This window comes from Devosia sp., from assembly GCF_035944845.1.
In the GTDB taxonomy this organism is placed as follows: domain Bacteria; phylum Pseudomonadota; class Alphaproteobacteria; order Rhizobiales; family Devosiaceae; genus Devosia_A.
This window is the reverse complement of record NZ_DASZAW010000108.1, coordinates 1-21,945: the sequence shown is the minus strand read 5'-3', so window position 1 is coordinate 21,945 and position 21,945 is coordinate 1. Positions and strand designations below refer to the sequence as shown.

General features: G+C 65.2%; 20 protein-coding genes. 5 read left to right on the top strand and 15 right to left on the bottom strand.

Annotated elements, in window-relative coordinates:
• Positions 1 to 113: 113 nt before the first annotated feature.
• Positions 114 to 683: a hypothetical protein gene (locus VGV07_RS21060; RefSeq protein WP_326870698.1), complete on the top strand. Its 570-nt coding sequence runs from the start codon at positions 114 to 116 to the stop codon at positions 681 to 683.
• Between the two features lie 201 nt (positions 684 to 884).
• Here the strand turns inward: VGV07_RS21060 and VGV07_RS21055 are convergent, their stop codons facing one another.
• Complete coding sequence (locus tag VGV07_RS21055) at positions 885 to 1,202, bottom strand: heavy metal-binding domain-containing protein (protein WP_055994911.1); 318 nt, start codon at positions 1,200 to 1,202, stop codon at positions 885 to 887.
• A gap of 3 nt (positions 1,203 to 1,205) precedes the next feature.
• The gene (locus tag VGV07_RS21050) at positions 1,206 to 1,637 is read right to left on the bottom strand and encodes a TerB family tellurite resistance protein (RefSeq protein WP_326870697.1); all 432 of its coding nucleotides are present in this window, start codon (positions 1,635 to 1,637) and stop codon (positions 1,206 to 1,208) included.
• A 178-nt stretch (positions 1,638 to 1,815) separates the two neighbouring features.
• On the opposite strand from VGV07_RS21050, the gene VGV07_RS21045 reads away from it, so the two are divergent.
• The 3 genes from VGV07_RS21045 to VGV07_RS21035 are packed head-to-tail and all read left to right on the top strand — an operon-like array spanning position 1,816 to position 7,611.
• On the top strand, positions 1,816 to 2,673 hold the full coding sequence (locus tag VGV07_RS21045; RefSeq protein WP_326870696.1) for a hypothetical protein: 858 nt from the start codon (positions 1,816 to 1,818) through the stop codon (positions 2,671 to 2,673).
• Complete coding sequence (locus tag VGV07_RS21040) at positions 2,558 to 4,276, top strand: DNA polymerase Y family protein (protein ID WP_326870695.1); 1,719 nt, start codon at positions 2,558 to 2,560, stop codon at positions 4,274 to 4,276. The genes VGV07_RS21045 and VGV07_RS21040 overlap by 116 nt, the downstream gene beginning before the upstream one ends.
• The gene (locus VGV07_RS21035) at positions 4,273 to 7,611 is read left to right on the top strand and encodes an error-prone DNA polymerase (protein WP_326870694.1); all 3,339 of its coding nucleotides are present in this window, start codon (positions 4,273 to 4,275) and stop codon (positions 7,609 to 7,611) included. Before VGV07_RS21040 ends, VGV07_RS21035 begins: the two co-directional genes overlap by 4 nt.
• Positions 7,612 to 7,893: 282 nt before the next feature.
• Here VGV07_RS21035 and VGV07_RS21030 read toward each other — a convergent pair whose 3' ends face one another.
• The 5 genes from VGV07_RS21030 to VGV07_RS21010 form a co-directional block, all read right to left on the bottom strand.
• On the bottom strand, positions 7,894 to 8,382 hold the full coding sequence (locus VGV07_RS21030; RefSeq protein ID WP_326870693.1) for a chemotaxis protein CheW: 489 nt from the start codon (positions 8,380 to 8,382) through the stop codon (positions 7,894 to 7,896).
• Between the two features lie 59 nt (positions 8,383 to 8,441).
• Complete coding sequence (locus tag VGV07_RS21025; RefSeq protein ID WP_326870692.1) at positions 8,442 to 10,712, bottom strand: chemotaxis protein CheA; 2,271 nt, start codon at positions 10,710 to 10,712, stop codon at positions 8,442 to 8,444.
• Between the two features lie 61 nt (positions 10,713 to 10,773).
• Positions 10,774 to 11,133, bottom strand: a complete 360-nt coding sequence (locus VGV07_RS21020) for a response regulator (RefSeq protein ID WP_055874686.1) — start codon at positions 11,131 to 11,133, stop codon at positions 10,774 to 10,776.
• Positions 11,134 to 11,136: 3 nt separating this feature from the next.
• Positions 11,137 to 11,427, bottom strand: coding sequence for an STAS domain-containing protein (locus tag VGV07_RS21015; protein ID WP_326870691.1), 291 nt, complete (start codon positions 11,425 to 11,427; stop codon positions 11,137 to 11,139).
• 89 nt (positions 11,428 to 11,516) lie between these two features.
• Complete coding sequence (locus VGV07_RS21010; RefSeq protein ID WP_326870690.1) at positions 11,517 to 12,533, bottom strand: 3-hydroxyisobutyryl-CoA hydrolase; 1,017 nt, start codon at positions 12,531 to 12,533, stop codon at positions 11,517 to 11,519.
• A 44-nt stretch (positions 12,534 to 12,577) separates the two neighbouring features.
• On the opposite strand from VGV07_RS21010, the gene VGV07_RS21005 reads away from it, so the two are divergent.
• On the top strand, positions 12,578 to 13,915 hold the full coding sequence (locus VGV07_RS21005; RefSeq protein ID WP_326870689.1) for an NAD(P)H-dependent oxidoreductase: 1,338 nt from the start codon (positions 12,578 to 12,580) through the stop codon (positions 13,913 to 13,915).
• Positions 13,916 to 13,933: 18 nt separating this feature from the next.
• Here VGV07_RS21005 and VGV07_RS21000 read toward each other — a convergent pair whose 3' ends face one another.
• The 8 genes from VGV07_RS21000 to VGV07_RS20965 form a co-directional block, all read right to left on the bottom strand.
• Positions 13,934 to 14,842 carry a mechanosensitive ion channel family protein gene (locus VGV07_RS21000; protein WP_326870688.1) on the bottom strand — a complete coding sequence of 303 codons (909 nt, stop codon included), beginning with the start codon at positions 14,840 to 14,842 and terminating at the stop codon, positions 13,934 to 13,936.
• Between the two features lie 86 nt (positions 14,843 to 14,928).
• Positions 14,929 to 15,621 carry a sulfotransferase domain-containing protein gene (locus tag VGV07_RS20995; RefSeq protein ID WP_326870687.1) on the bottom strand — a complete coding sequence of 231 codons (693 nt, stop codon included), beginning with the start codon at positions 15,619 to 15,621 and terminating at the stop codon, positions 14,929 to 14,931.
• 3 nt (positions 15,622 to 15,624) lie between these two features.
• Positions 15,625 to 16,602: a zinc-binding dehydrogenase gene (locus VGV07_RS20990; protein ID WP_326870686.1), complete on the bottom strand. Its 978-nt coding sequence runs from the start codon at positions 16,600 to 16,602 to the stop codon at positions 15,625 to 15,627.
• A gap of 216 nt (positions 16,603 to 16,818) precedes the next feature.
• Complete coding sequence (locus tag VGV07_RS20985) at positions 16,819 to 17,571, bottom strand: hypothetical protein (RefSeq protein ID WP_326870685.1); 753 nt, start codon at positions 17,569 to 17,571, stop codon at positions 16,819 to 16,821.
• Positions 17,572 to 17,580: 9 nt separating this feature from the next.
• A complete protein-coding gene (locus VGV07_RS20980) occupies positions 17,581 to 18,714 on the bottom strand; it encodes an ABC transporter permease (RefSeq protein WP_326870684.1) in 1,134 nt (377 codons plus the stop codon).
• Positions 18,711 to 19,673: an ABC transporter ATP-binding protein gene (locus VGV07_RS20975; protein ID WP_326870683.1), complete on the bottom strand. Its 963-nt coding sequence runs from the start codon at positions 19,671 to 19,673 to the stop codon at positions 18,711 to 18,713. The genes VGV07_RS20980 and VGV07_RS20975 overlap by 4 nt, the downstream gene beginning before the upstream one ends.
• On the bottom strand, positions 19,670 to 20,620 hold the full coding sequence (locus VGV07_RS20970) for an HlyD family secretion protein (RefSeq protein ID WP_326870682.1): 951 nt from the start codon (positions 20,618 to 20,620) through the stop codon (positions 19,670 to 19,672). Before VGV07_RS20970 ends, VGV07_RS20975 begins: the two co-directional genes overlap by 4 nt.
• 10 nt (positions 20,621 to 20,630) lie before the next feature.
• Positions 20,631 to 21,296 carry a TetR/AcrR family transcriptional regulator gene (locus tag VGV07_RS20965; RefSeq protein ID WP_326870681.1) on the bottom strand — a complete coding sequence of 222 codons (666 nt, stop codon included), beginning with the start codon at positions 21,294 to 21,296 and terminating at the stop codon, positions 20,631 to 20,633.
• Between the last annotated feature and the right edge of the window lie 649 nt (positions 21,297 to 21,945).

Here is a 21,945-nt window from a genome sequence, read left to right as displayed (position 1 = left end):
TGCCTTGGGTCTGCCTAACCGTGTAGTTCGGCGGGTTGTGGCCCATTCGGGGCCATGATTGCAAGGCATACGAATGCGCAGGTGGCATGCAGCCTTAAGGAGGATTTGCCGTGATGAGACGGGTTTTCGCCAGTGCGCTTTATCTCGCCATCGGACTGTTGCCCATCGCACCGGCTGTCGCCCAGCAGATCGAATCGAGCGAGACGAACCTCGATCTCAACCTCGACTGCACGGTGATGCAGTCCGACGATTTCCGCTCCACCTGGGCCTGTCCCGGCCTCAAGGGCATGCCGGTCATGGTTGCAGAGAGCGACCTCAGGATGTCGGTATCCTATGGCCTCACCTCGACCACCGAGAAAGCCGCCAGGCAACAGTTGCAGCCGCCCAATCGGCTGGGCGACAAGATCGAGTGGCGCGTCTCCAATGCCGATGGCTACTGGAAGCCGTTTGCCTCGATCCTGCGCTTCCTCACCAAGGCGGAGGACGGCAAGCCCGAGGGCGAGGTGCTGGTGGTGACCAAGATCAGCCCCGGCGCCACCTGCCACATCGCCTATGTCGATGCCCTGGCCAACCCCGACGCCGAAGCCCTGGCGCGCAAGGCTGCCGATACTACGGCCAAGGATTTCGACTGCGAGACGGGCGAGCCGGACTATGTCGGCAAGTTCGAGGCCTGGAAGCGCTGAGCGCTCCGCCACCCGCGGTGTCACCCCGGCGAAGGCCGGGGCCCATCCTGAGATGCTGCGGAAGGCACTCGCTCACGGCCACCCACCGGGTCATTCCCGCGAAAGCGGGAACCTCCGTTTGCGATGCCGGCAAAGAAAACAGAGGTCCCCGCTTTCGCGGGGATGACTCCGTGGGCAAATGGTGAAACTTCGACGCAGCCCCTACAGCCGCACCGCCGTGCCCGACACCGAGACCATCAGCATCGAGCCGGCCTGCCCGACCACTTCGTAGTCGATATCGACCCCGACCACCGCATCCGCGCCGAGCCGTTGCGCTTCGGCCCTGAGCTCATCGAAGGCGGCGTTACGGGCGTCGCGCAGTGCCCCTTCATAGGCGCCGGCGCGCCCGCCGACGATGTCGCGGATACCGGCGAACAGATCCTTGAAGATATTGGCGCCGACGATCACCTCGCCGGTGACGATGCCGAGATAATCGCGGATCGGCCGGCCTTCGAGCGTCGGCGTGGTCGAAATGATCATCGCTCAGGCCCGCGCCATCTGGTTGCGAAGCACCGTGCGATCGCGCGACGACACGCCGATCAGCTCGGCAATGCGCCACACCATGTTGTCCTCGAGCTCGTGGTTGCGCTTGTCGGCAAACACCACCTGCCACATCATCCTGATGATCTCGACCTTCTCGCCCTCGTCCAGCGAGCTCAGCGCCGAGGTGAAGCGATAGAAGTCGACCGATTCCTGGTCGCGCTTGGTGGCTTCGGCGATCAGCTTGCTGACCTCGGTCTCGTTGAGCCCGTAGTAATCCATCAGCGTCCCCTCGAGCGCCTCCCGCTCGGCATCGCTGATCTGCCCGTCGATCGCGGCGAGATGCACCAGCAAAGCGGCGACCGCCAACTTCGGCTCCATGCTGAGCACGGTGGCATCGGGTCTCTGGAAGATGGAGCGCAACGCATCGAACATGGGGAGGAGTCCTTCGGATAGCAGGAGGAACATAGGCAGTCCCGCCCGATCGCGAAAGAGCCCGCTTGCCGCAGCGCGAGGAAGTGAGCGGGACGTGTGAGGGATTCATCCGGCTTGACTCTCCACCGGACTCTAGTGTTCCCTATTTGTTCTAATTACCGACAACAGGGAGGCTCAGATGCCGGGCCTCGCACGCCACGATCTCGCTGCCTTACGACTGAAAATTGCCGCCCTGGAAAAGCGTCCGCTGCTGGCTGAAGGCGCTGCCATGCTGGCCGAACGGCTGGGACAGGCTGCCAATGATGGAGCCGAGACTGCCGATCCGCTCGAGCTGCTGGCTGCCCCCAATGGCTTGCTGCATGAAGTATTTGCCGATGAGCAGCGCCAGGCCGGCGCAGCACTCGGTTTCACCTTCGGCCTCGCCCGGCAATTGCTGACCGGGGAGCGGCAGGCGGTACTCTACCTGCAGCTCGCGGGAGAGGGGCAGGAACTTGGGCTGCCCTACGGCCCCGGGCTCACGCAGTTCGGCATCGATCCGGCACGATTGGTGATCGGCCGCGTCGACAGCATGACCGAACTGCTCTGGGCGATGGAGGAAGCCATCGCCTGCCGGGCGGTCGCCGGGGTCATCGCCGATCTGGCGAGCCACCCCAAGGCGCTGGATTTCACCGTATCGCGCCGGCTTAGCCTCCGTGCTGCCGCAGCCGGCACCTCGGCCTTCCTCGTGCGCTATGGCCGGGGGCGGGAGGCAAGCGCGGCCAAGCTCCGCTGGCGGATCTCGCCGGCCATGAGCGGCGAACTGCCCTTCGATCCGCGCGCCCCGGGCCCGCCGCGGTTCCAGATCGAGATCGAAAAAGGCCGGCTCGGCAACAAGACACAACGCGCCGAAGGCAAGACCATGCTTGTGGACTGGACAGAAAATGGCTTCGTTTCAGTCGAACCCAAACCTCGCACCGGAATTGTCGTTCGGCGAACGGCGCCGCCATCTCGCCCTGTCGCTGCCCCGCTGGGCCACCGATTGTCTCAGGCGGGCTGACCCGGCGCTCGCTGCTTCGAGCCGGCCACTCGCCCTGTGGGAAAAGCAGAAAGGGGCCATGCGGCTCGCCGCGGTGGATGCTGCAGCGGCGAGAGCCAACCTGATCCCCGGGCAGAACCTCTCCGATGCGCGGGCCCTGGTGCCCGAACTCGAGGTGCGCGAGATCGACCGCGCCTATCTCGAGCAGGTGTTCGCCGATTTTGCCGACTGGCATTCCAATGCCAGCCCGATCGTTGCCGTCCACACCGCGACAGCGCCCTATGGCGACCTGGTGCTCGACATTACCGGAGTCGCTCACCTGTTCGGCGGCGAAGCGAAAATGCTCGAACTGCTGGTCAGCCGGTTGCGCGCCCTGGGTTTCACCGTCTCCGGCGCCATTGCCGATACGGTGGGAGCAGCCTGGGCCCTGGCGCATTTTTCTGCCGGCCGCATCATTCCACCGGGTGAAAGCGAGGCTGCCCTTGCCGCCCTGCCGATCGTCGGGCTGCGGCTCGAGGAGGCGCAGGTCGCCGGGCTCAACCAGATGGGGTTGAAGACCATCGGCCAGCTCTATGGCCGGGAGCGGCGAGCGCTGCAGGCCCGCTTCGGCGCCTCGCTGATCGAGCGGCTCGACCAGGCGCTCGGCCGCATCGAAGAGCGGATCACCCCGCGCCTGCCGATCGCCGAATATTATGCCGAACGGCGCTTCGCCGAGCCGATCGGCTACATGGACGACGTGCTGATGACGGCGCGCGATCTCGCCATCCAGCTCGGCCTGCGGCTGGAGGCAGAGGGCATCGGCGCGCAGACCTTTCATCTCCTGCTCTATCGGGTCGACCACAAGGTGATGAACCTCACCATCAATGCCGGTCGAGCGACCCGTGACCCCGACCATATCGCCCAGCTGTTCGTGCACCGCTCGGAGCGGCTCGAAGGCGAATACGATGCCGGCTTCGGCATCGACATGATCCGGCTCGCCGCCAGCTCGCTGTCCGAGGTGGAGAGCACCCAGCTCGGGGCGTTCGTGGTACAGGATGGGGCCCGCGATCTTGACCGGCTCTATGATCGGATGACCAGCCGGCTCGGCCCGCTGGCGCTCACCCGCTCGAAATTCGTCAACACCCACATCCCGGAGCGGGCCACCAAGCTCGAGCCGGTGATCGCCCAGACTGAGGACGATCCGGAAGCGCTGCCCGATCCGGAACTTCGGCGGCCGCTCCGCTTGTTGCCCAATCCGGAGCCGATCAACGTGATGGCGGAGGTGCCGCATGGCCCGCCGATGCGGATCATCTGGCGGCGCATCGCTTACCGCATCCTCAAGGCCTCGGGGCCGGAGCGGATCGAGGCCGAGTGGTGGCGCTCGGGCAAGAACCTCGAGGTGCTGGAGCGGCCGGAGCGCGGCAGCAAGCGGCGTGACCCGCGCGACGACCCCAAACAGACCGACAAGCCCAAGCCCAAGGAGCCGGAACATGTTTCCTCACTTGCAGCCTTTGATCCGCTGACCACGGTGCGCGACTACTATGTCATCGAGGACGATGGCGGCCGCCGCTTCTGGATTTTCCGCATCGGTCTCTATGGCGCAGCCGAAGCGCCGCGCTGGTTCCTGCACGGGTTCTTCGCATGAGCCGCCCCGCCTATGCCGAACTGCTGGTGACCTCCAACTTCTCGTTCCTGAGGAGCGGCTCGCACCCCGAGGAACTGGTCTCGGCGGCGATCGCCCTGGGGATGAGCGGCGTCGGCATCTGCGATCGCAACAGCTTTGCCGGCGTGGTCCGCGGCTATGTCGCGCACCGCGATCTCAAACACACCGCACCGGATTTCCGCTACGTCGTCGGCGTCCGGCTCTGCTTTGCCGACGCTACCCCCGACATCGTCGCCTACCCCTCGGACCGCGAGGCCTATGGCCGGCTCTGCCGCATGCTGAGCCGCGGCAACCTGCGCGAGGAAAGCGAAAAGGGCAAATGCGTGCTCTGTTTCGCCGACCTCGAGGAGTTCATCGAGGGCCAGCTGCTGATCCTCCACTGCGACGAGACCCGCTGGGAGCATTCGGCCGCAACACTTGAGCGGCTGTCGCAGCTCAGCCCGGGCAATGTCTGGCTGGCCGCCGCTGCCACCTTCAAGGGCACCGACCGGGCCAGGCTCAATCGGCTGGCCGAGATGGCTGCCACTGCCGGCGTGCCGCTGCTGGCGGTCAACGACGTGCTCTACCACGAGCCCAACCGCAAGATCGTCCAGGACGTGGTGACCTGCATCCGCGAACACCTGACGCTCGAGACCGCCGGCCGGCGGTTGCAGCAGAACGCCGAGCGGCACCTGAAGCCGGCGAGCGAGATGATCCGGCTGTTCGCCGAGCATCCCGATGCGATCACGCAAACCCAGGTGTTGCTGGATCGCATCGGCTTCAGCCTCGACCAGCTGAAATACAACTATCCGACCGAAACCATCGGCAATGGCGAGACGGCCCAGGAAACGCTGGAGCGGCTGACCTGGATAGGGGCGCATGGGCGTTATCCGAATGGGATCCCCGATAGCATCAAGCAGAGCCTGTGGAGCGAGCTCTGCCTCATCGCCTACAAGGGCTACGCTTCCTACTTCCTCACCGTCGAGGATGTGGTGCGCTATGCCCGCCATGAGCTGAAGATCCTCTGCCAGGGGCGCGGCTCGGCCGCCAATTCGGCGGTCTGCTATTGCCTGGGGATCACTGCGGTCGACCCCACCCAGGTCAAGCTGGTGTTTGGTCGCTTCCTGAGTACCGAACGCGACGAGCCGCCCGATATCGACGTCGATTTCGAGCATGAGCGGCGCGAGGAGGTAATGCAGTACGTCTACAATAAATATGGTGGCGAGCGGACCGGGCTGACCGCCACCGTCATCTCCTACCGCTCGAAGAGCGCCATCCGCGAAACCGCTAAGGTGTTCGGGATTTCCGACGACACCATCGGGGCGCTCAACCAGCTGCATTGGGGCTGGGGCAATGCCGCCGATCTCAAGGGCATCAAGATGCTGGGGCTCGATCCTGACGATCCCACCCTGACGCAGATGTTCAACGTCGTGCCGGTGCTGAAATCCTTCCCCCGCCATCTCAGCCAGCATGTCGGCGGCTTCGTCATCACTCGCGATTCGCTCGAAAGCCTGGTGCCGATTTCGAAGACGGCGATGGAGAGCCGCACCATCGTCGAGTGGGACAAGGACGATATCGATGCGCTCGGCATCCTCAAGGTCGATATCCTGGCGCTCGGCATGCTCACCTGCCTCCGCCGTTCGTTCGAGCTGCTGCACCAGCACTATGATCGCGATGTCACGCTGCCGCAGCTGATGGCAGAGGAGACCCAGCCCGAGGTGAAGGCGCCGGTCTACCGGATGACGCACCGGGCAGACACCATCGGGGTGTTCCAGATCGAAAGCCGGGCGCAGATGTCGATGCTGCCGCGGCTGAAGCCGGTGGAGTTCTACGATCTGGTCATCGAAGTCGCCATCGTCCGCCCTGGCCCGATCCAGGGCGGCATGGTGCATCCCTATCTCAAACGCAGGCAGGGGTTCGAAAAGGTGGAGTCTTTGTCGCCGGAGCTGGATGCCGTGCTCCATCGCACCAAAGGCATCCCGCTGTTCCAGGAGCAGGCGATGCAGATTGCCATTGTCGCCGCCGGCTTCACCCCGGGAGAGGCAGATCGGCTACGCCGAGCGATGGCGACATTCCGGCGTAACGGCACCATCCATACCCTCAAGGACCGGTTCCTGAGCGGCATGAAGAAGAACGGTTACCCCGACGACTTCGCCCAGCGCTGCTTCGCCCAGATCGAAGGCTTTGGCGATTACGGATTTCCCGAAAGCCACGCCGCTTCGTTCGCGCTCCTCGTCTATGCCTCATGCTGGATGAAGTGCCACTATCCCGATGTGTTCGCCTGCGCGCTGCTCAACAGCCAGCCGATGGGGTTTTACTCGCCGGCGCAGATCGTCCGCGATGCCACGGAGCACGGGGTCGAGATGCGGGTCGCCGACGTCAACCGCTCGGACTGGCTGCATGTGCTGGAAGAGGGCGTTCCAGCACGCGAGCGGCTCGCCAAACAGCATGCCGAGATGCGCGACGATATCCTGTCGGACAAGGCGATCCGGCTCGGCCTCAGGCAGGTGATCGGGCTGAAGCAGGATCATGCCAACCTGATCATTGCTCGTCGCGGTGATGGCTATGCCTCGATCCGTGACCTCTGGGTGCGGACCGGCGTTCCGGTGGCGACACTGGAAAAGCTGGCCGAGGCCGATGCCTTCGGCTCGATGGGGCTCAACCGGCGCGAGGCGCTCTGGGTGGTGCGCGGCCTCAACGGCGTGGCAGGAGCCGAGCAGCTGCCGCTGTTCGCGATCTCGAAAAAAGTTTCCAAACCCGATGATGCCAACACTGACCTCCCAGTCATGGCTCCTGGAGAGTCCGTGGTGCATGACTATCGCACGCTGTCGCTGTCGCTGAAGGGACACCCGGTCGGGTTCCTCCGTCCCGAGCTTGATCGACGCCGCATCCTGCGCTGCGCCGACCTGATCGACCAACCCAACGGCGCGATCGTCGAAACCGCCGGCCTGGTGCTGGTGCGCCAACAGCCGGGGACGGCGAGCGGCGTGATCTTCATGACGCTGGAGGACGAGACCGGCATCGCCAACATCATCGTGTGGAACAAGACCTTCGACAACAACCGCCGCGTCGTGCTGGGCTCACGCCTCCTCGCTGTGCGCGGGCAGCTGCAGCGCGAAGGGCTGGTGACCCACCTCGTTTCCCGCAGCTTCACCGATTTCACCCCGAGCCTCCTCGACCTGGCGCAAGGCCTCGATATCGGCAACGGCATCCTGGCGCATGGCGACGAGGGTCGTTCCGGCCCGCAACCCGGCCGCGACGAAGGCGAACGCCGCCGCCGCGAGCAACTCGATCGCGAGGCCTATGCCGCGCTGCCATCAGGTCGGAATTTTCATTAGGGCGCTCTCGCACCAAGATCGGTGGCCTGTTCGATCCACTGCAACCGCCCCACACTCGGTGTCATCCCAGCGAAAGCTGGCGACCCATTTCGCAGCCCGCGCCGAAGGAGAGTTGGGTCCCAGCTTTCGCTGGGATGACACCGGTGGGTGGGAGAGAACCTGCCAAGCCCCGAGGCTCATCACCCCCTCGCCCGGGCAATCAGCTCGGCCGAACCTCAGCGCCCCGAACGCAAGGGGCCGCCCTTGCGGACGGCCCCTGCAGCTTTCAGCGATGGCTCCGCTTCAGCTGTCCATCTTCGCTCCGGACACCACGGCATGCAGATCGATCAACCCGACCATGCGGCTTTCGTGCGTGACGATGCCGTTCAGCAGTTCGGTGTCGATCGAGTTGCCCTCGGGCACATTGTGGATGTCGGATTTGGCCACGGTCAGGATGTCCGACACCGCGTCGACCAGGATCCCCACCCACTTTTCGCCCACGCTCATCACCACCACGACGTGGTTCTTGGTCGGCGAGGTCTGGCCTTCGCCGAAGCGGGCGCGCAGATCGAAGATCGGCACGATGGTGCCGCGCAGGTTGATCACCCCGCGAACGAACTCGCGCGTGTTGGGCAGCGGCGTCGCCCCGTTCCAGGCGCGGATTTCGCGTACCGTGGTGATTTCGACGCCATAGGTCTGCTCACCGATCGAGAACGCGATCAGCTGCAGCGAGTTGGCGCCGGCGACGCTGGCACCCGACGACATGTCGTCCTTGAATGCGAGAGCTTCCATTTGGTCTTCTGCCTTTCCTGCCGGCTTTCCTGGCCGGCGTCCTCATTGTCCGTCTGCGATCAGGCGGCGCTCTTGTGCGCCGTGCTCGCCGATTTCAAACCCTGTACGTCGACGATCAGCGCCACGTTGCCGTCGCCGAGGATGGTGCCGCCGGCGATGCCCTCGATCGACTGGAAGTTCTCCTCCAGCGATTTGATCACCACCTGCTGCTGGCCGATGATGTCGTCGACGATCACCGCCACCTTCACCCCGCCTTCCGCCTCGCACAGCACCACGAAGCGGTTGTCGCGCGCGACCTCGGTGCTCATCTCGAAGCGCGAGGCCAGATCCACCACCTGCACATATTCTCCCCGGACCTGCAGCACCTGGCCGCCGGTCGGCATGCGCGAGAAGTTGGCGCGCGCGCACTGGATGGTCTCGACGATCGAGGAAAGCGGGATCACGTAGGGAGAGCCCGCCACTTTCACCAGCATCACGTCGAGCACGGCGAGGGTCAGCGGCAGGCGCAGCGTCATCCGCGTGCCCTTGCCGGTCCAGCTCTTCACATGCACCGAGCCGCCGATCTTCTTGATGTTACTGAGCACCACGTCCATGCCGACGCCGCGGCCGGAGATGTCGGAGACTTCCGAAGCGGTGGAGAAACCCGGTGCGAATATCAACTGGTCGATCTGCTCGTCGCTCAGCGCCTGCTCCGGCCCTACCACGCCACGGTCGCGCGCCACCTGCAGCACGCGTTCGCGGTTGATGCCGCCGCCATCGTCTTCCACGGCGATCAGGATGTTGCCGCCCGCCTGCTCGGCGGAGAGCCGGATCACCCCGCCTTCGGCTTTGCCGGCCGCCATGCGCTTGTCCGGGCTCTCGATGCCGTGGTCGGCCGAGTTGCGGATCATGTGGGTCAACGGGTCGCTGAGCTGCTCGATGATGGTCTTGTCGATCTCGGTATTCTCACCGATGGTTTCGAGCCGGATCTTCTTGCCGGTCTTGGTCGCCAGTTCGCGCACCAGCCGCGGCATGCGGGAAAATACCGTCTTCACCGGCTGGGCCCGGATCGACATCACCGAATCCTGCAACCCGCGCGTCGTCTGCGCCAGCACTTCGAGGCCGCGCACCAGTTCCTGGTAGCGGGCCCTGAGTGTCTCATCCATCTGCTGGGTCAGCATGGACTGGGTGATCACCAGTTCGCCCACCATGTTGACCACGCGGTCGATCTTGTCGAGATCGACGCGGATCGACTGCACGCCATTGCGGCGATCCTCGACGCCCGAGCGGCGGTCGCTCTCTCCGTCGAACTCCTCGGCCTGGGCCGCCTGCTTGAGCGGCGGCGGCAGCACCGGCGGCGCTCCCTTCAGCGCCGGCTTCATGCTCTCGGCCAGCGCCGCAAAACTCAGCAGTTCGGCGACCGGCGCCGCTTCACTTGCAGCGGGTTCCGGCTCGTCCGCCATCAGTTCGGCGAACGACGGCATCGCTTCGATGGCCGCGTCGAGTGCTTCCTCAGCCACGGGAGCAGCGCCCTGCGTGATCTCGAGGTCGCAATTGCCCTCGACGAACTCGAACACCTCGGCGATTGCCGCCTCGGTCACGGTCTCGGAACTGAGGGTGATTTCCCAGCTGCAATAGACCCCGAACGGCTCGAAATCGGCAAGCGCCGGGATCTCGTCAAGCACCGCCCGCACTTCGATCTCACCAAGCGTGCCGAGCTCGCGCAGCAGCAGCAGCGGGTCGTTGGCGCGGGCGTAAAGCTCGGAATGCGGGGTAAAGCGGATGGTCCAGCGCCCAGCCTCCGGCGCCAATGGCGGCGCTTCGAACGCGTCATCGAGCACGGCCAGGCTCAGCGGCTCCTCGGCCACCACATCGTTGTCGTCGACTTCCGCGCCGGCGATGGTCACCATCACCGGCACGAAGTCGATGTCGAACTCTTCCATCGGCTCGCCCGCCATATCGGGGTCGCCCGAAGTCAGCGCGTCGAACTGGTGCTTTTCCTCGGCACCATAGCCGGCTTCGAGCTCGGTGCCATCCTTGGCCGCGGCGACGAAGTCGGCCACGATGTCATTGGCCCGGATACAGAGCGCCGCCACGGATTCGCTGAGGTCCACCCGTCCGTCGCGGACATGGTCGAGCAGCGTCTCATAGGCATGCGCGAACCCCACCAGCCCCTGGAAGCCGAACGCCCCACCGCCGCCCTTGATCGAGTGGATGGCGCGGAACACCGCGTTCAGCCGGTCGCTCGAACGGTCGCCCTCCTCGATGGCGGCAAACTGCTCCTCAAGTTCGAGCAGCAGCTCCGAGCACTCGTCGAAATAGGTGGCCTTGAAGTCGTCGAGGTCGCTCATGGACTAGTCACGAACCCTTCTGGGTTGCCGGGAAGGCGAGGCAAGAACTCAGCAGCAAAAACTAGTGCACCACGCGGTGGATCACCGAGATCAGTTTCTCCGGGTCGAACGGCTTGACGATCCAGCCGGTGCCGCCGGCGGCGCGGCCCTGGTCGCGCTTGTCCTGGCTGGTCTCGGTGGTGAGGATCAGGATCGGCAGCGAGTTGTGCATGCCCGAGGCGCGAACGTTCTTGATGAACTCGATCCCGTCCATGACCGGCATGTTGATGTCGGTGATCACCACATCGACGCTCTCGTTCTTGAGCACGTCGAGGCCCTTCTGGCCGTCTTCGGCCTGCAGCACCTCGAAGCCCGCATTGCTGAGCGTATGGTGCAGCATGGCGAGAATGGTTCTGGAATCGTCGACCGTCAGTACACGCATGAATTACCCTTCCATGATCGCGGCGAACGGAGCCTCGAGCCCCAGCCGCGAAACAGCCAGCTGGAACGCCTCGGAGGGCGCGCTGACCGAAAATGCGAAATTGTTGCGACGGGCGGTCTCGGCGGCACTCAGCAGCATGAACAGCGCGTTGGTCGCCACCCGTTCGATCGCCGCTGCCGAGACCGTAACCGGCCCGGATTCGATGGCGTCGACCAGCTCGTCGCGAATAGGATCGAGCGCGTCGAGATCGACGATCGCCGGCAAGGCGATAGTTTTGCTGCGTGCCTGAGCCATCTACTTTGGCTGCCCCCGTGGACTTCTGCCCGGCGCCAGCATCCGATGGAACGGTTTAGGAAGTGCTAAATTCGGTCGATTTCGGCGCGTCAGGCAGCGCTGATCACCGCCCGGATCGAGGTCCGGTCGACGCCCGCCAGCGCGTTGGGCCGCCACTGCGGCTTCTGGTCCTTGTCGACCAGCACGGCCCGCACCCCCTCGGCAAAGTCCGGCAGCCGGCACAGCAACCGGGCAAGCCGCAGATCGGCAGCCAGCACGTCGGCAATATCGGCCAACCGCCGCGCCGCGTGATGGCTTTCGCCGATGGCCACAAGGCTCGTCGGAGAACGCAGCACCAGTTGCGCCAGCTGCGGCTCTTGTCCGGCGATGCCGACGATCGCCGCGGTGTCGGTCCAGTCGAGCTCGTGCTGCCGATCGGCTGCGGCGCACAGCGCTGCCTCACCCACCGGCGCCATCTCCGCCTGCATCAGCGCGCCGAGTGCCGCATCGATCCGCGGCGCAGCCGCCGCGGCTGCAATCCCGGCCCGCACCGCGTCGCGCCGCGCCGGATCGATGGCGCAGTCGGTCAGCCCCAGCGCCAAGGCGTCGGCGACACCGACCGGCACCCCGGTCATGGCGAAGGCCAGCGCCCGGTGTACCGGCGCCTTCGACAGGATGAAGTTCACCCCCACATCGCAGGTAAAGCCGATCGCCGCTTCCGGCATGGCAAAGCGCGCTTCGGCCGTGGTGAAGCGGAAGGCGCAGTGCCCCGCAATGCCGATGCCGCCCCCCATCACGATGCCATGCGTCAGTGCCACCGTCGGTTTCCGATAGCGCGCGATGATGCCGTTCATCCGGTACTCGGCGGCAAAGAAGGCGTCGGCTTTCGCTGCCTCGCCGTCTAGCACGGCCCGGCGCACCGCCCTGACGTCGCCGCCCGAACAGAAGCCGCGCGGGCCCCTGCCCTCGAACAGCACCAGCCGGATCTCCTCGTCATCGGCCCATTGCTCCAGCGCCCGGGTGATGCCGTCGATCATCTCGAGGCTCAGCGCGTTGATCGCCTCGGGCCGGTTGAGGGCGATGATGCCCAGGTTGCCCTCGCGAATCACATCGAGCTGGCCGGTCATCTCTCAGGTTCCCATGTTGCTGCCCCGGTGGTAGAGCACCCCGCATGAAGGCCATCAACCCCCCGACCCCGCTCACCAATGTGCATCTGACCGGCATCGCCCGCGACCTCAAGGCGCGGGCCGATTCCGGCCGGCCGATCCGCATCGGCGTCATCGGTTCGGGCGAGATGGGCACGGATCTGGTGACCCAGGGCGGGCTGATGCGCGGCATCGAAGTGGCGGCCATCGCCACTCGCCGCCCGCACACCGCCCGCGCCGCCATGGCCATCGCCTATGGCGACGACGCGCACGCCGTCGAAGCCGATACCGAGAGCAAGGTCACTGCCGCCATCGAGGCCGGCAAGATGGCCGTCACCTCGGCCGAAACCCTGGTCAGGAACCCGCTGATCGACGTGGTGATCGATGCCACCGGCAAACCCGGCGTGGCGGCGGACTATTGTCTGACCGCGATGGAGCACGGCAAGCACCTGGTGATGATGAATGTCGAAGCCGACGTCACCATCGGCCCCTACCTGAAGCACGAGGCCGACCGCCTCGGGGTCGTCTATTCGGTCGGCGCCGGCGACGAGCCCAGTAGCTGCATGGAGCTGATCGAGTTCGCCTCAGCGCTCGGCTACCGCATCGTTTCGGCCGGCAAGGGCAAGAACAACCCGCTCAATCACGACGCGGTTCCCGACGACTATCGGGAGGAAGCGATCCGCCGGAACATGAACCCGCGCATGCTGGTGGAGTTCGTCGACGGTTCGAAGACCATGGTGGAGATGGCCTGCATCGCCAACGCCACCGGGCTCGTCCCCGATGTGCCGGGCATGCACGGCCCCCGGGCCGACCGCGACGAAATGGTCAAGGTGCTGATCCCCAAGGCCGATGGCGGCATTCTCGACAAGAAGGGCGTCGTCGACTTCACCATTGGCAAAGGCGTGGCGCCGGGCGTCTTCGTCATCGTGGAAGCCGAGCACCCGCGCATCATCGAGCGCATGGACGATCTGCATGTCGGCAAGGGCCCGTACTATGCCTTCTTCCGCCCCTACCACCTGACCTCGCTGGAAGTGCCGCTGACCGCGGCGCGCATCATGCTCTACGGCAAGCCCGACATGGTACCGATGCCCAACCCGGTCGCGGAGGTCTGCGCCGTCGCCAAGCGTGACCTCGCGGTCGGCGAAAGCTTCGATGCCATCGGCGAGACCTGCTATCGCAGCTTCATCCTCACCGTCGAGGATGCCCGCCGCCAGCATGCCGTGCCGGTCGGCCTGCTCGAAGGCGGCAAGGTCACCGCCCCGGTGAAGAAGGGTCAGCTCCTCACCACCGCCAACGCCCTGCCCGACCAGACCACCCGGCTCTATGCCCTGCGCCAGCGTCAGGACCAGATGCTGGGGGTCTAGGGTCCGGCCGGCGGGCGTTCAGCCGTTGATCCCGTTCAGTACCGGCGGGCTCGGGTCGTCGGGACTTCGCCGCATGATCAGGTCCACCTTGTTATAGGGTATCTCCACCCCGGCGGCGTCCAGCTTCAGCTTGACCTTCTCGTTGAAGTCCACGTTGGTGCGCCACCAATCGGTGGAGGCCACCCAGCTGCGAAGCACCAGGTCCACCGAACTTGCCCCCAGGCCCGCCACGAACACGATCGGGGCCGGCTCGCTCAGCACGCGCTCATCCCGGGCCACCTCCAGCATGGCGGCGCGGGCATCCGCCAGGTTGCTGTCGTAGGAAACCCCGACTTTTGTCTCCACCATGCGCGACGGCTCCCGCGTGAAGTTGGTGATCTTGGCATCCCACAGACGGGCATTCGGCACGAAAATGTAAATGCCATCATAGGTTCGCATGCGCGTGCCGAACAAACCTATCTCAACGATGGTGCCGGTAATGCCCTCGCCATCGATGAATTCGCCGACGCTGAACGGACGCAGCCAGATGATCATCACTCCGGCAGCGATGTTGGACAGCGTCCCCTGCAGCGCCAGCGCGATGGCCAGACCAGCGGCGCCAAGCACCGCCAGTATCGATGCTGTCTGCACCCCGAACTGAGCCAGGACGACGACGACGGTAACGACCAGGATGCCGTAGCGGGTGAGTTCCGAAATGATCGGCGCGATGGTGTTGTCGATCCCGCGAGACCGCGGCAGGAGCGCCCGAACATGTCGCGACAGAAAGCCCGAAAAGTACCAGCCAGCGGCAAGAACCAGGAAAGCCGTGAGTACGCTCAGGGCATTGCCAACCACCCATTCGGTGGATAGCGCGACGAAATTTGCATATTCCAATGAGCTTGCCTCCAATCGTTGCGTGGCCGTGCTGGCAGCCGAACGTCGGTCCATCCACGACCAGGCGAGTTTAGGGCAATACCGCGTCGATGCCACCCCGCGGGGCCAAAATGGGCCAGTCGAATCGGCGGGCAAGGGCTCTAGATGCGGTTCAACCCCAGCAGCTCCATCGCTTCGGCGTTGCCGGGGCGCGACCAGAACAGTCGATGCAGGTCAGGCGGCAGTTCATCGCGGTACGAGCCGACCATGCCACGCCGGAAGAAGCGCGGATCCGTCTCGCGCAGCGTTGCAAAATCCGGCGGCTCGCCCCCTGCGAGCAACCGCCGTTCGGGAACCAGCGTGGCCATCGTCTCGGTGACTGTCTCGGATGGTCTCGCGATCAGCTCGTCGTAACGCAGCACTCGCCGCTGGCCGGCCGCAGGCTGTAGCCAGCTCAGCACGTTCTTGCCCCAGCTGCCGGTGCCGATCGGCGTGTCACGCTCGATCATTTCGCGCAGCCGCGGTTCGAACTGGGCGGGATCGTCCTCGCTCATCATCCGGGCCCACGACACCAGGCTGTCGCGGCCATCGCGGACCAGGCAGATCGCCCGGTCGGCCTCATCGACATCGGCATCGCGCTGCCGGTGGGTCTTGACGAAGTACAGAGCCTCGGAAGCCCGCATCTCTGCGTAACTCACCTGCCGCTCCGCATAGCCGACAAAGTCCTCGCCGAGCCGGCGCGCCACCCCGTCGACATCATACACAGTCGAACTCTGCACGCCGTACAGCCGGTTGAGCAGGATGCGAAGGAAGGTGTTGCCCGAGCGCGGGAACGACGCCAGCCAGACGATCACCCCTCAGCTCCCGCGAATGGCGATCTTGCCCTGCCGGCCCTTCTCGTTGCTGGCCTCGGCCGCTTCCGCCGCCTGATCGAGCGAAAACACTTCGGCGATCGGCAGTTTCAGTTCGCCGCGCGCTGCCTTGCCGACGAACTCGATGATGGCGCCGCGGATCTGCTCGGGCGTGTGGAAGTTCGACGGCTTGGCGGCCCAGAACCCCTTCACCACCGCGCGCTTGAACAGGAGGTTATCGGCACTGATCTGCATCGGCCGGCCACTGAGTGCGCCGAACGAGATCAGCCAGCCTTGTTCCGCCACCAGGTCCAGCAGCTCGTCGGAGGCCCGGCCGGCTACCGAATCGAGGGCCCGGCGGATCGGCGCGCCGCCGGTGATCGCTCGGGCGCGCTCCTGCCAGTCCTCATGCTCGCTCGACACCGCGTCGCCGATCCCCTCGGCGGCGAGTTCGGCCACCGCTGCTTCGCGCCGCACGATATTGAGCACGCGCACGCCGCGTTCCGCCGCGAGCTGGGCGATGATCTTGCCCACCGCGCCGTTCGCCGCGTTCTGCGCAATCCATTCGCCGGCTTCCACCTGCAGCTCGCCGAGCAGGCGCCAGGCGCTGAGCGGCATCGACACCAGCTGGCACGCCGTCGCGTCATCGATCCCATCCGGCAGCGGCACCAGCGACTGCGCTCCGGCGAGATAATATTCCGCCCAGGCCGCACTCGCCCCGCCGGTCACCCGTTGCCCCGGCTTGAGGTTGGTCACGCCTTCGCCGAGCTTGTCGACCACTCCAAGCGCTTCGGTGCCCGGCACATAAGGCAACGCTGGCTTGTAGCCATAATGCCCGGTAACGATCATCAGGTCGTGGTTGTGGATCGGCGAGAGCACCAGCTTCACACGCACCTGCCCCGGTCCCGGTTCGGGCAACGGCCGCTCCTCGACCCGCAGCACTTTCCTCGGGCTACCGAACGCATCGAACACCACGGCCTGCATCACAAACGCTCCATAAAGTCGGCCACGCCTTCCAATCGCTTTGCCAGCACGCTGACGAACCCCCGCACCTTGGGAGTGATGTTGCGATTGGAGGGACAGACCGCGTTGACGTCGACCGACTGTATACGCCATTCGGGCAAAACCCTGACCAGTCGCCCGACCGAGGTCGCGCAGCACACCGCCGATGTTGATCTGCACATGCTGCGTCGTGGGATATTACGCCAACTGGTAGAGGATCGGCATGGCCGCAGTCCGGTTGGCTTCGAAGTGCTTGAGGACGTAAGAGCGAAAGCTCTGCTTGAACAACAGGGCCGGTACGATGTCGCCGGCCCGGTCCCACCGGCAATGGTTGATCACCGTATAGGGGCTGGCCTCCGGCGGCTGTGGAACCAGCAGTGTCGAGTTGTCCAATCCGGTCTGGTCGGAGAACCAGCCGGCGGTGTACTCCCACACCGCAAGGTTCTGCTCGAGCCGGTCGGCGAAAAAGAAGTTGAACAGGAATACCCCGTCGCGCGCATGGTTCACCGGCCCGATGTGCCGTGCGTTGCTGGCCGAGACCACCAGCGACCTTTGCGCCTCAATGCCCGCGACCATACTTCGCAGTTCCTGCGCAGCGCTGAGCTTCTGCGCCGCTTCGAGGGTGGGCGTTTCGACCAGCAGCACCAGGTCGAAGCGTGCCACCGGCACATCTGGCCGAGCCTTCAGAAAGGCACCCCGTCCTGGCGGTCGCAACAGGGCCTTGAAAGCGGTCGCCTCGAGCGCCTCGCCGGCGGCGACAAGCCCTTTGGCGTAACGCTTCAGCGCCGTGATCGCCTGCTTCTTCGCGGCACTTTCGATGAAGTACCCGATCGGCGGACGTCGATCGATCTCGAGCGCCACCACCACAAAGCCGTGCTTTGTCGTTTCGGTCAGCCTGACCTTGGGAAAGGCACCCGATTCGGGCAGGGTCACCAGTGTCGTCTCAGTCATCTACGTGCCTCAATCAAGTGTCTGTCGGTAGCGCAGCATGGCGATCGCCGAGATCACCAGGAGGATCGCGACCAGCGCCCAGAGTTCACCGGTCACGTCAGCCACCTCACCGCCCTTCAGCATGACCTTGCGCACGATGCGCAGGAAATGCGTGGCCGGCACGCCCTGGCCGATGAACTGCGCCCAGCCGGGCATGCCGGCAAACGGGAACATGAAGCCGGAGAGGAGGATCGAGGGCAGGATGGTGAAAAAGCTCAGCTGCATGGCCTGCATCTGGCTTTTGGCTGCGGTCGAGATCAGGAAGCCGAGCGCCAGGTTCACCACGATGAACAGGTTGAAGCCAAGGAAGAACGCCCACACGCTGCCTTCGAACGGCACACCGAACACCAGGCTCGCCGCCGCGAGGAACACCGCCGTCTGCACGTAGCCGACGAACACATAGGGGAGGATCTTCCCCAGCATCACCTCGAGCGGCTTCACTGGCGTGGCGATCAGCATCTCCATGGTGCCGCGCTCGGTTTCCTTGACGATCGCCACCGCGGTGATCATCACCATGGTCATCGACAGGATGATGGCCAGCAGGCCCGGCACGATATTGGTCGAGGTCTTGCCTTCGGGGTTGTACTCCCGGTGCACCACCATCGAGAACGGCGCCGACCCGGCCTGCTGCGCCAAAGGCCCGGTCAGCGTCTCTGATATCGCCACGCTGACAATGCCCGACAGCGCCGCCACTGCCCCGCCCGTCGCCGACGGGTCAGAGGCATCGGCTGCCACCAGGATCTCCGGCTTGTTGCCGCGCACCACGTCGCGCTCGAAATCCTCGGGGATCACCACGACGAAATTGGCGGTGCCGCGCCGCAGCGCCTCCTCGCCCTCGCCGACGCCGGTCACGGCGCCCTGGAAGGCGAAGTAGGAGGAGTTCTGCATTCCAGCGATCACCGCCCGGCTGAGCGGCCCATTGTCGCCCATCTCCACCAGCGTCGGCAGGTTGCGCGGGTCGGCATTGATGGCAAAGCCGAAGAGGAACAACTGGATGATCGGCAGCCCGATCATCATGCCGAAGGTGATGCGGTCGCGCCGCATCTGGATGAACTCCTTGTAGAGCACCGCGCCGAAGCGCCTGAGCGAGAAACCGACGGTCATGCCGCAGCCTTCCCCGCTGCACCTGCACCGTCGCCGGCAAAGTTGTCGCGCGCGCCCGTCATCAGGTAGATGAACGCCTCTTCGAGGCCCGCCACCTGCAGGCTCCAGCGATGCGTGCCCTCGGCCCTCAGCCGTTCGACGGTCGCTTCGAGCGCCGCCTTGTCGGTACCCGAGACATGCAGCACGGTGCCGAAGCGCGCTACCTGCACCACACCCGGCTCCGCGAGCAGCCGATCCTCGAGTTGGGCCAGTTCAGGCCCTTCCACCCGCCAGGTCTCGAGCCCCACCATTTCGGGGATCTTTGCCGAGGGACCGTCGATCAGCTTCTTGCCGTAGGCGATGTAGGTGATGAAATCGCACTGCACCGCCTCGTCCATGTAGTGGGTCGAAACCAGCACCGTAACGCCCAGGGCGGCAAGCCGCCGGATTTCATCCCAGAAATCGCGGCGCGCCTTGGGGTCGACGCCGGCGGTGGGTTCGTCCAGCAGCAGCAGCTTGGGTTCGTGCAGCAGGCACGCCGCCAGCGCCAGCCGCTGCTTCCAGCCGCCTGACAGCGAGCCGGCGAGCTGCTTCTGGCGATCGGCGAGGCCGAGATCCACCAGCGCCTGGTCGACCCGTTGCTTCTTCCGATCGAGCCGGTACATCCGCGCCACGAAGTCGAGGTTCTCGCGGATCGAGAGGTCCTCGTAATACGAGAACTTCTGCGTCATGTAGCCGACCTGCTCCTTGATCTGTTCGGCTTGTTTGCGCACGTCGAAGCCGAGACAGGTGCCCTCGCCTTCATCCGGCGTCAGCAGCCCGCACAGCATGCGGATGGTCGTGGTCTTGCCCGAGCCGTTCGGCCCGAGGAAGCCGTAGATCGCTCCCTTCGGCACCTGGATGTCGAAATGGTCGACCACCCGCTTGGGCCCGAAATTCTTGGTCAGGCCATGCACGTCGATGACGAGCGGCTCGCTCATTGCTGCACCCGCTCCACCGTCACCGGCTGGCCGGGATGGAGGCTTGCGCCATCGAGCGTCGCCTCGACCAGGTAGCTGAGCCGCTGCCGTTCGGCGCGCGAGTAGATCACCGGCGGGGTGAACTGCGGATCGGAAGCAAAGAAGCTGACCCGCGCCGTCATCCCGTCCGGGCAGCCGTCGCAGCTCACTGCCACCTGGTCGCCCAGTGCAAACTCGGGTCGCGCTGCCTCCGGCACATAGAACTTCACCTTGAGCGCCCCCTCCGGCAGGATCGAGACCACCGGCGTTCCTGCCGCGACAATCTCTCCGGCATCGAAGAACACCCGTTCGATTCGCCCCGCCGCCGGCGAGGTGATGGTGCGATCGGCGAGATCGGCATTGGCCTTTTCGGCATCGGCATGCGCCGCCGCGAGGTTGGCCTCGGCCTGCACCTGCTGCTCGGTGCGCGCCGGCAGTTCCGCCACCTTGAGCTGCGCCTGAAGCTGCCGCACCGCCGCTTCGGCACTGGCCAGCGTCGCCCGGTCCTGGTCGAGCTTGGACTGCGGCACCAGCCCCTCCTTGAACAGCTTTTCGCTGCGCGTCGCGCTTTCTCCGGCGAGCTGGAGGTCGGCCTCCGCCTTTTCGAGGCTCGCCCGGATCACGTCGATTTCGTCGGCACGGCTGCCGGTGGTGAGATTCTTGAGCCCCGCCTCGGCGGCGGCCACCCGCGCTTCGGCCGCCGAAAGCAGCGCGATCTGCTGCTCCGAGCGCAGCCGAAACAACAGGTCGCCCATAAGCACGGTGTCGCCCTCGCGCACCGAGATCGTTTCGATCGGTCCGGCGGTGGGCGAGGAGGCATAGACGTAGCGCGCCTCGACATAGCCGTTATAGCGCGGCGCCTCGGTGGCACCGAAACCGGGGATGACGAGGGCAATGAGGCCGAACAGCCAGGCGAAGAAACCGTCCATCATCGTCTCCTCAGCTCGCCGACCATTGTTTGGCGCTCGGCGGAGCACTGATCCCGTCGAACAGGATCGTCAGATGGTTCTCGACCAGCTGTTCCATATGCAGCCCGCCTTCCGGCGTGATGCCGAAGATTTCGGCCATCGCCACGTGCAGCATCATCGGCCCGATGATCGAGCGGATGGTCAGGCTGGGATCGACCTGCCGCAGGTAGCCCTGTTCGATGCCGCGCCTGAGCAAGCCCTCGACCGCCGGGATCACCCGGTCCAGCACCTCGCGCCGATACATTTCGGCGAGGCCGGGAAACCCCATTGCCTCGCGGAAGATCAGCTTGGGCATGGCCATGACCTTGGGATCGCTGATCCGGCCCGCCAGCATGGTCAGCACCATCCTGAGCACGATGCGCGGGTCACCCTCATAGTCGTGCAGGGTCGTCAGCGCCGAATTGGCAATCGGCAGGATGGCGCGCCGCACCAGCCCCTCGAGCAACGCTTCCTTTGATGGGAAGTAGAGATAGACCGTGCCCTTGCTGAGTCCGGCCCGCTTGGCGATGTCCTCGACCCGGGTCGCGGCGAAGCCCTTCTCGATGAACAGCTGCAGCGCTGCATCGAGCACCTCGTCCGGCCGCGCCTCGGCGCGCCGGCGGAACTTTGGTCCGCGCTCTTGATCGCTGGTGCTCATCGCTCGTTAGCCTTACTGACTGTCTGGTCATCAGCTTAATAACTGACCAGTCAGTCATTTGCAAGCGGGATCATGGCGAACCCGGTTGGTGCCGGATGGATTCAACTTTCGGCTAACCGGGGATGCTCACGTTGACATCACGCAGGCCAAACGACCCCTGCCCTAAGGTGCCACTGTCCCCGTGCGGCGGACCCCCCAAGCGCGGCCGGTAGCTGAAACCTCCTCAGCCACCGGCCGCGGCAGGTCCACCAAACCGACGGCCCTCCCCCACGCCCCCGAAACGGGGAGGGCCTTTCGGACTTTTTCTGTCTTTAGTTGGCGCGTTGACCCACTGGCCGTCATCCCGGCGAACTCAGGGGACCCATTGCTCAGAGGTTGGTCGGGCGCGAACCGCCCCGGCCCATCACAGCCTCGGGATGACGGCCGGTGGTGGAAGCTCGATGCAGCACCCTATTGGCCGACGCCAAACCGCGCCATCACACCTTCGAAACGCCCCCATCCGGTTAGCTCCGGGTTAACCCTAACCGCCTAGGATCAGCCTTCGATCGGCGCGCCGTCTGCCGCCGGTTCAGCGTTCCGTTTGTAGAGTGTACCAGACGATGCCGGCACAGCACCTGCTCGAAGACGCCCGTCGAGAGACCGCCCCCGC

Excerpts from the sequence above, each read along its gene's own strand:
- VGV07_RS21010 (WP_326870690.1), bottom strand. The coding sequence starts at position 12,533 with ATGACCGGCCAGCTCGATGTGATTCGCGAGGGCAACCTGGGCATCATC.
- VGV07_RS21055 (WP_055994911.1), bottom strand. The coding sequence starts at position 1,202 with ATGATCATTTCGACCACGCCGACGCTCGAAGGCCGGCCGATCCGCGAT.
- VGV07_RS20975 (WP_326870683.1), bottom strand. The coding sequence starts at position 19,673 with ATGAGCGAGCCGCTCGTCATCGACGTGCATGGCCTGACCAAGAATTTC.
- VGV07_RS20990 (WP_326870686.1), bottom strand. The coding sequence starts at position 16,602 with ATGCAGGCCGTGGTGTTCGATGCGTTCGGTAGCCCGAGGAAAGTGCTG.
- VGV07_RS21025 (WP_326870692.1), bottom strand. The coding sequence starts at position 10,712 with ATGAGCGACCTCGACGACTTCAAGGCCACCTATTTCGACGAGTGCTCG.
- VGV07_RS21045 (WP_326870696.1), top strand. The coding sequence starts at position 1,816 with ATGCCGGGCCTCGCACGCCACGATCTCGCTGCCTTACGACTGAAAATT.
- VGV07_RS20965 (WP_326870681.1), bottom strand. The coding sequence starts at position 21,296 with ATGAGCACCAGCGATCAAGAGCGCGGACCAAAGTTCCGCCGGCGCGCC.
- VGV07_RS21050 (WP_326870697.1), bottom strand. The coding sequence starts at position 1,637 with ATGTTCGATGCGTTGCGCTCCATCTTCCAGAGACCCGATGCCACCGTG.
- VGV07_RS21035 (WP_326870694.1), top strand. The coding sequence starts at position 4,273 with ATGAGCCGCCCCGCCTATGCCGAACTGCTGGTGACCTCCAACTTCTCG.
- VGV07_RS21030 (WP_326870693.1), bottom strand. The coding sequence starts at position 8,382 with ATGGAAGCTCTCGCATTCAAGGACGACATGTCGTCGGGTGCCAGCGTC.
- VGV07_RS20970 (WP_326870682.1), bottom strand. The coding sequence starts at position 20,620 with ATGGACGGTTTCTTCGCCTGGCTGTTCGGCCTCATTGCCCTCGTCATC.
- VGV07_RS21000 (WP_326870688.1), bottom strand. The coding sequence starts at position 14,842 with ATGGACCGACGTTCGGCTGCCAGCACGGCCACGCAACGATTGGAGGCA.
- VGV07_RS21040 (WP_326870695.1), top strand. The coding sequence starts at position 2,558 with ATGGCTTCGTTTCAGTCGAACCCAAACCTCGCACCGGAATTGTCGTTC.
- VGV07_RS21005 (WP_326870689.1), top strand. The coding sequence starts at position 12,578 with ATGAAGGCCATCAACCCCCCGACCCCGCTCACCAATGTGCATCTGACC.
- VGV07_RS21015 (WP_326870691.1), bottom strand. The coding sequence starts at position 11,427 with ATGGCTCAGGCACGCAGCAAAACTATCGCCTTGCCGGCGATCGTCGAT.
- VGV07_RS20985 (WP_326870685.1), bottom strand. The coding sequence starts at position 17,571 with ATGACTGAGACGACACTGGTGACCCTGCCCGAATCGGGTGCCTTTCCC.
- VGV07_RS21060 (WP_326870698.1), top strand. The coding sequence starts at position 114 with ATGAGACGGGTTTTCGCCAGTGCGCTTTATCTCGCCATCGGACTGTTG.
- VGV07_RS21020 (WP_055874686.1), bottom strand. The coding sequence starts at position 11,133 with ATGCGTGTACTGACGGTCGACGATTCCAGAACCATTCTCGCCATGCTG.
- VGV07_RS20980 (WP_326870684.1), bottom strand. The coding sequence starts at position 18,714 with ATGACCGTCGGTTTCTCGCTCAGGCGCTTCGGCGCGGTGCTCTACAAG.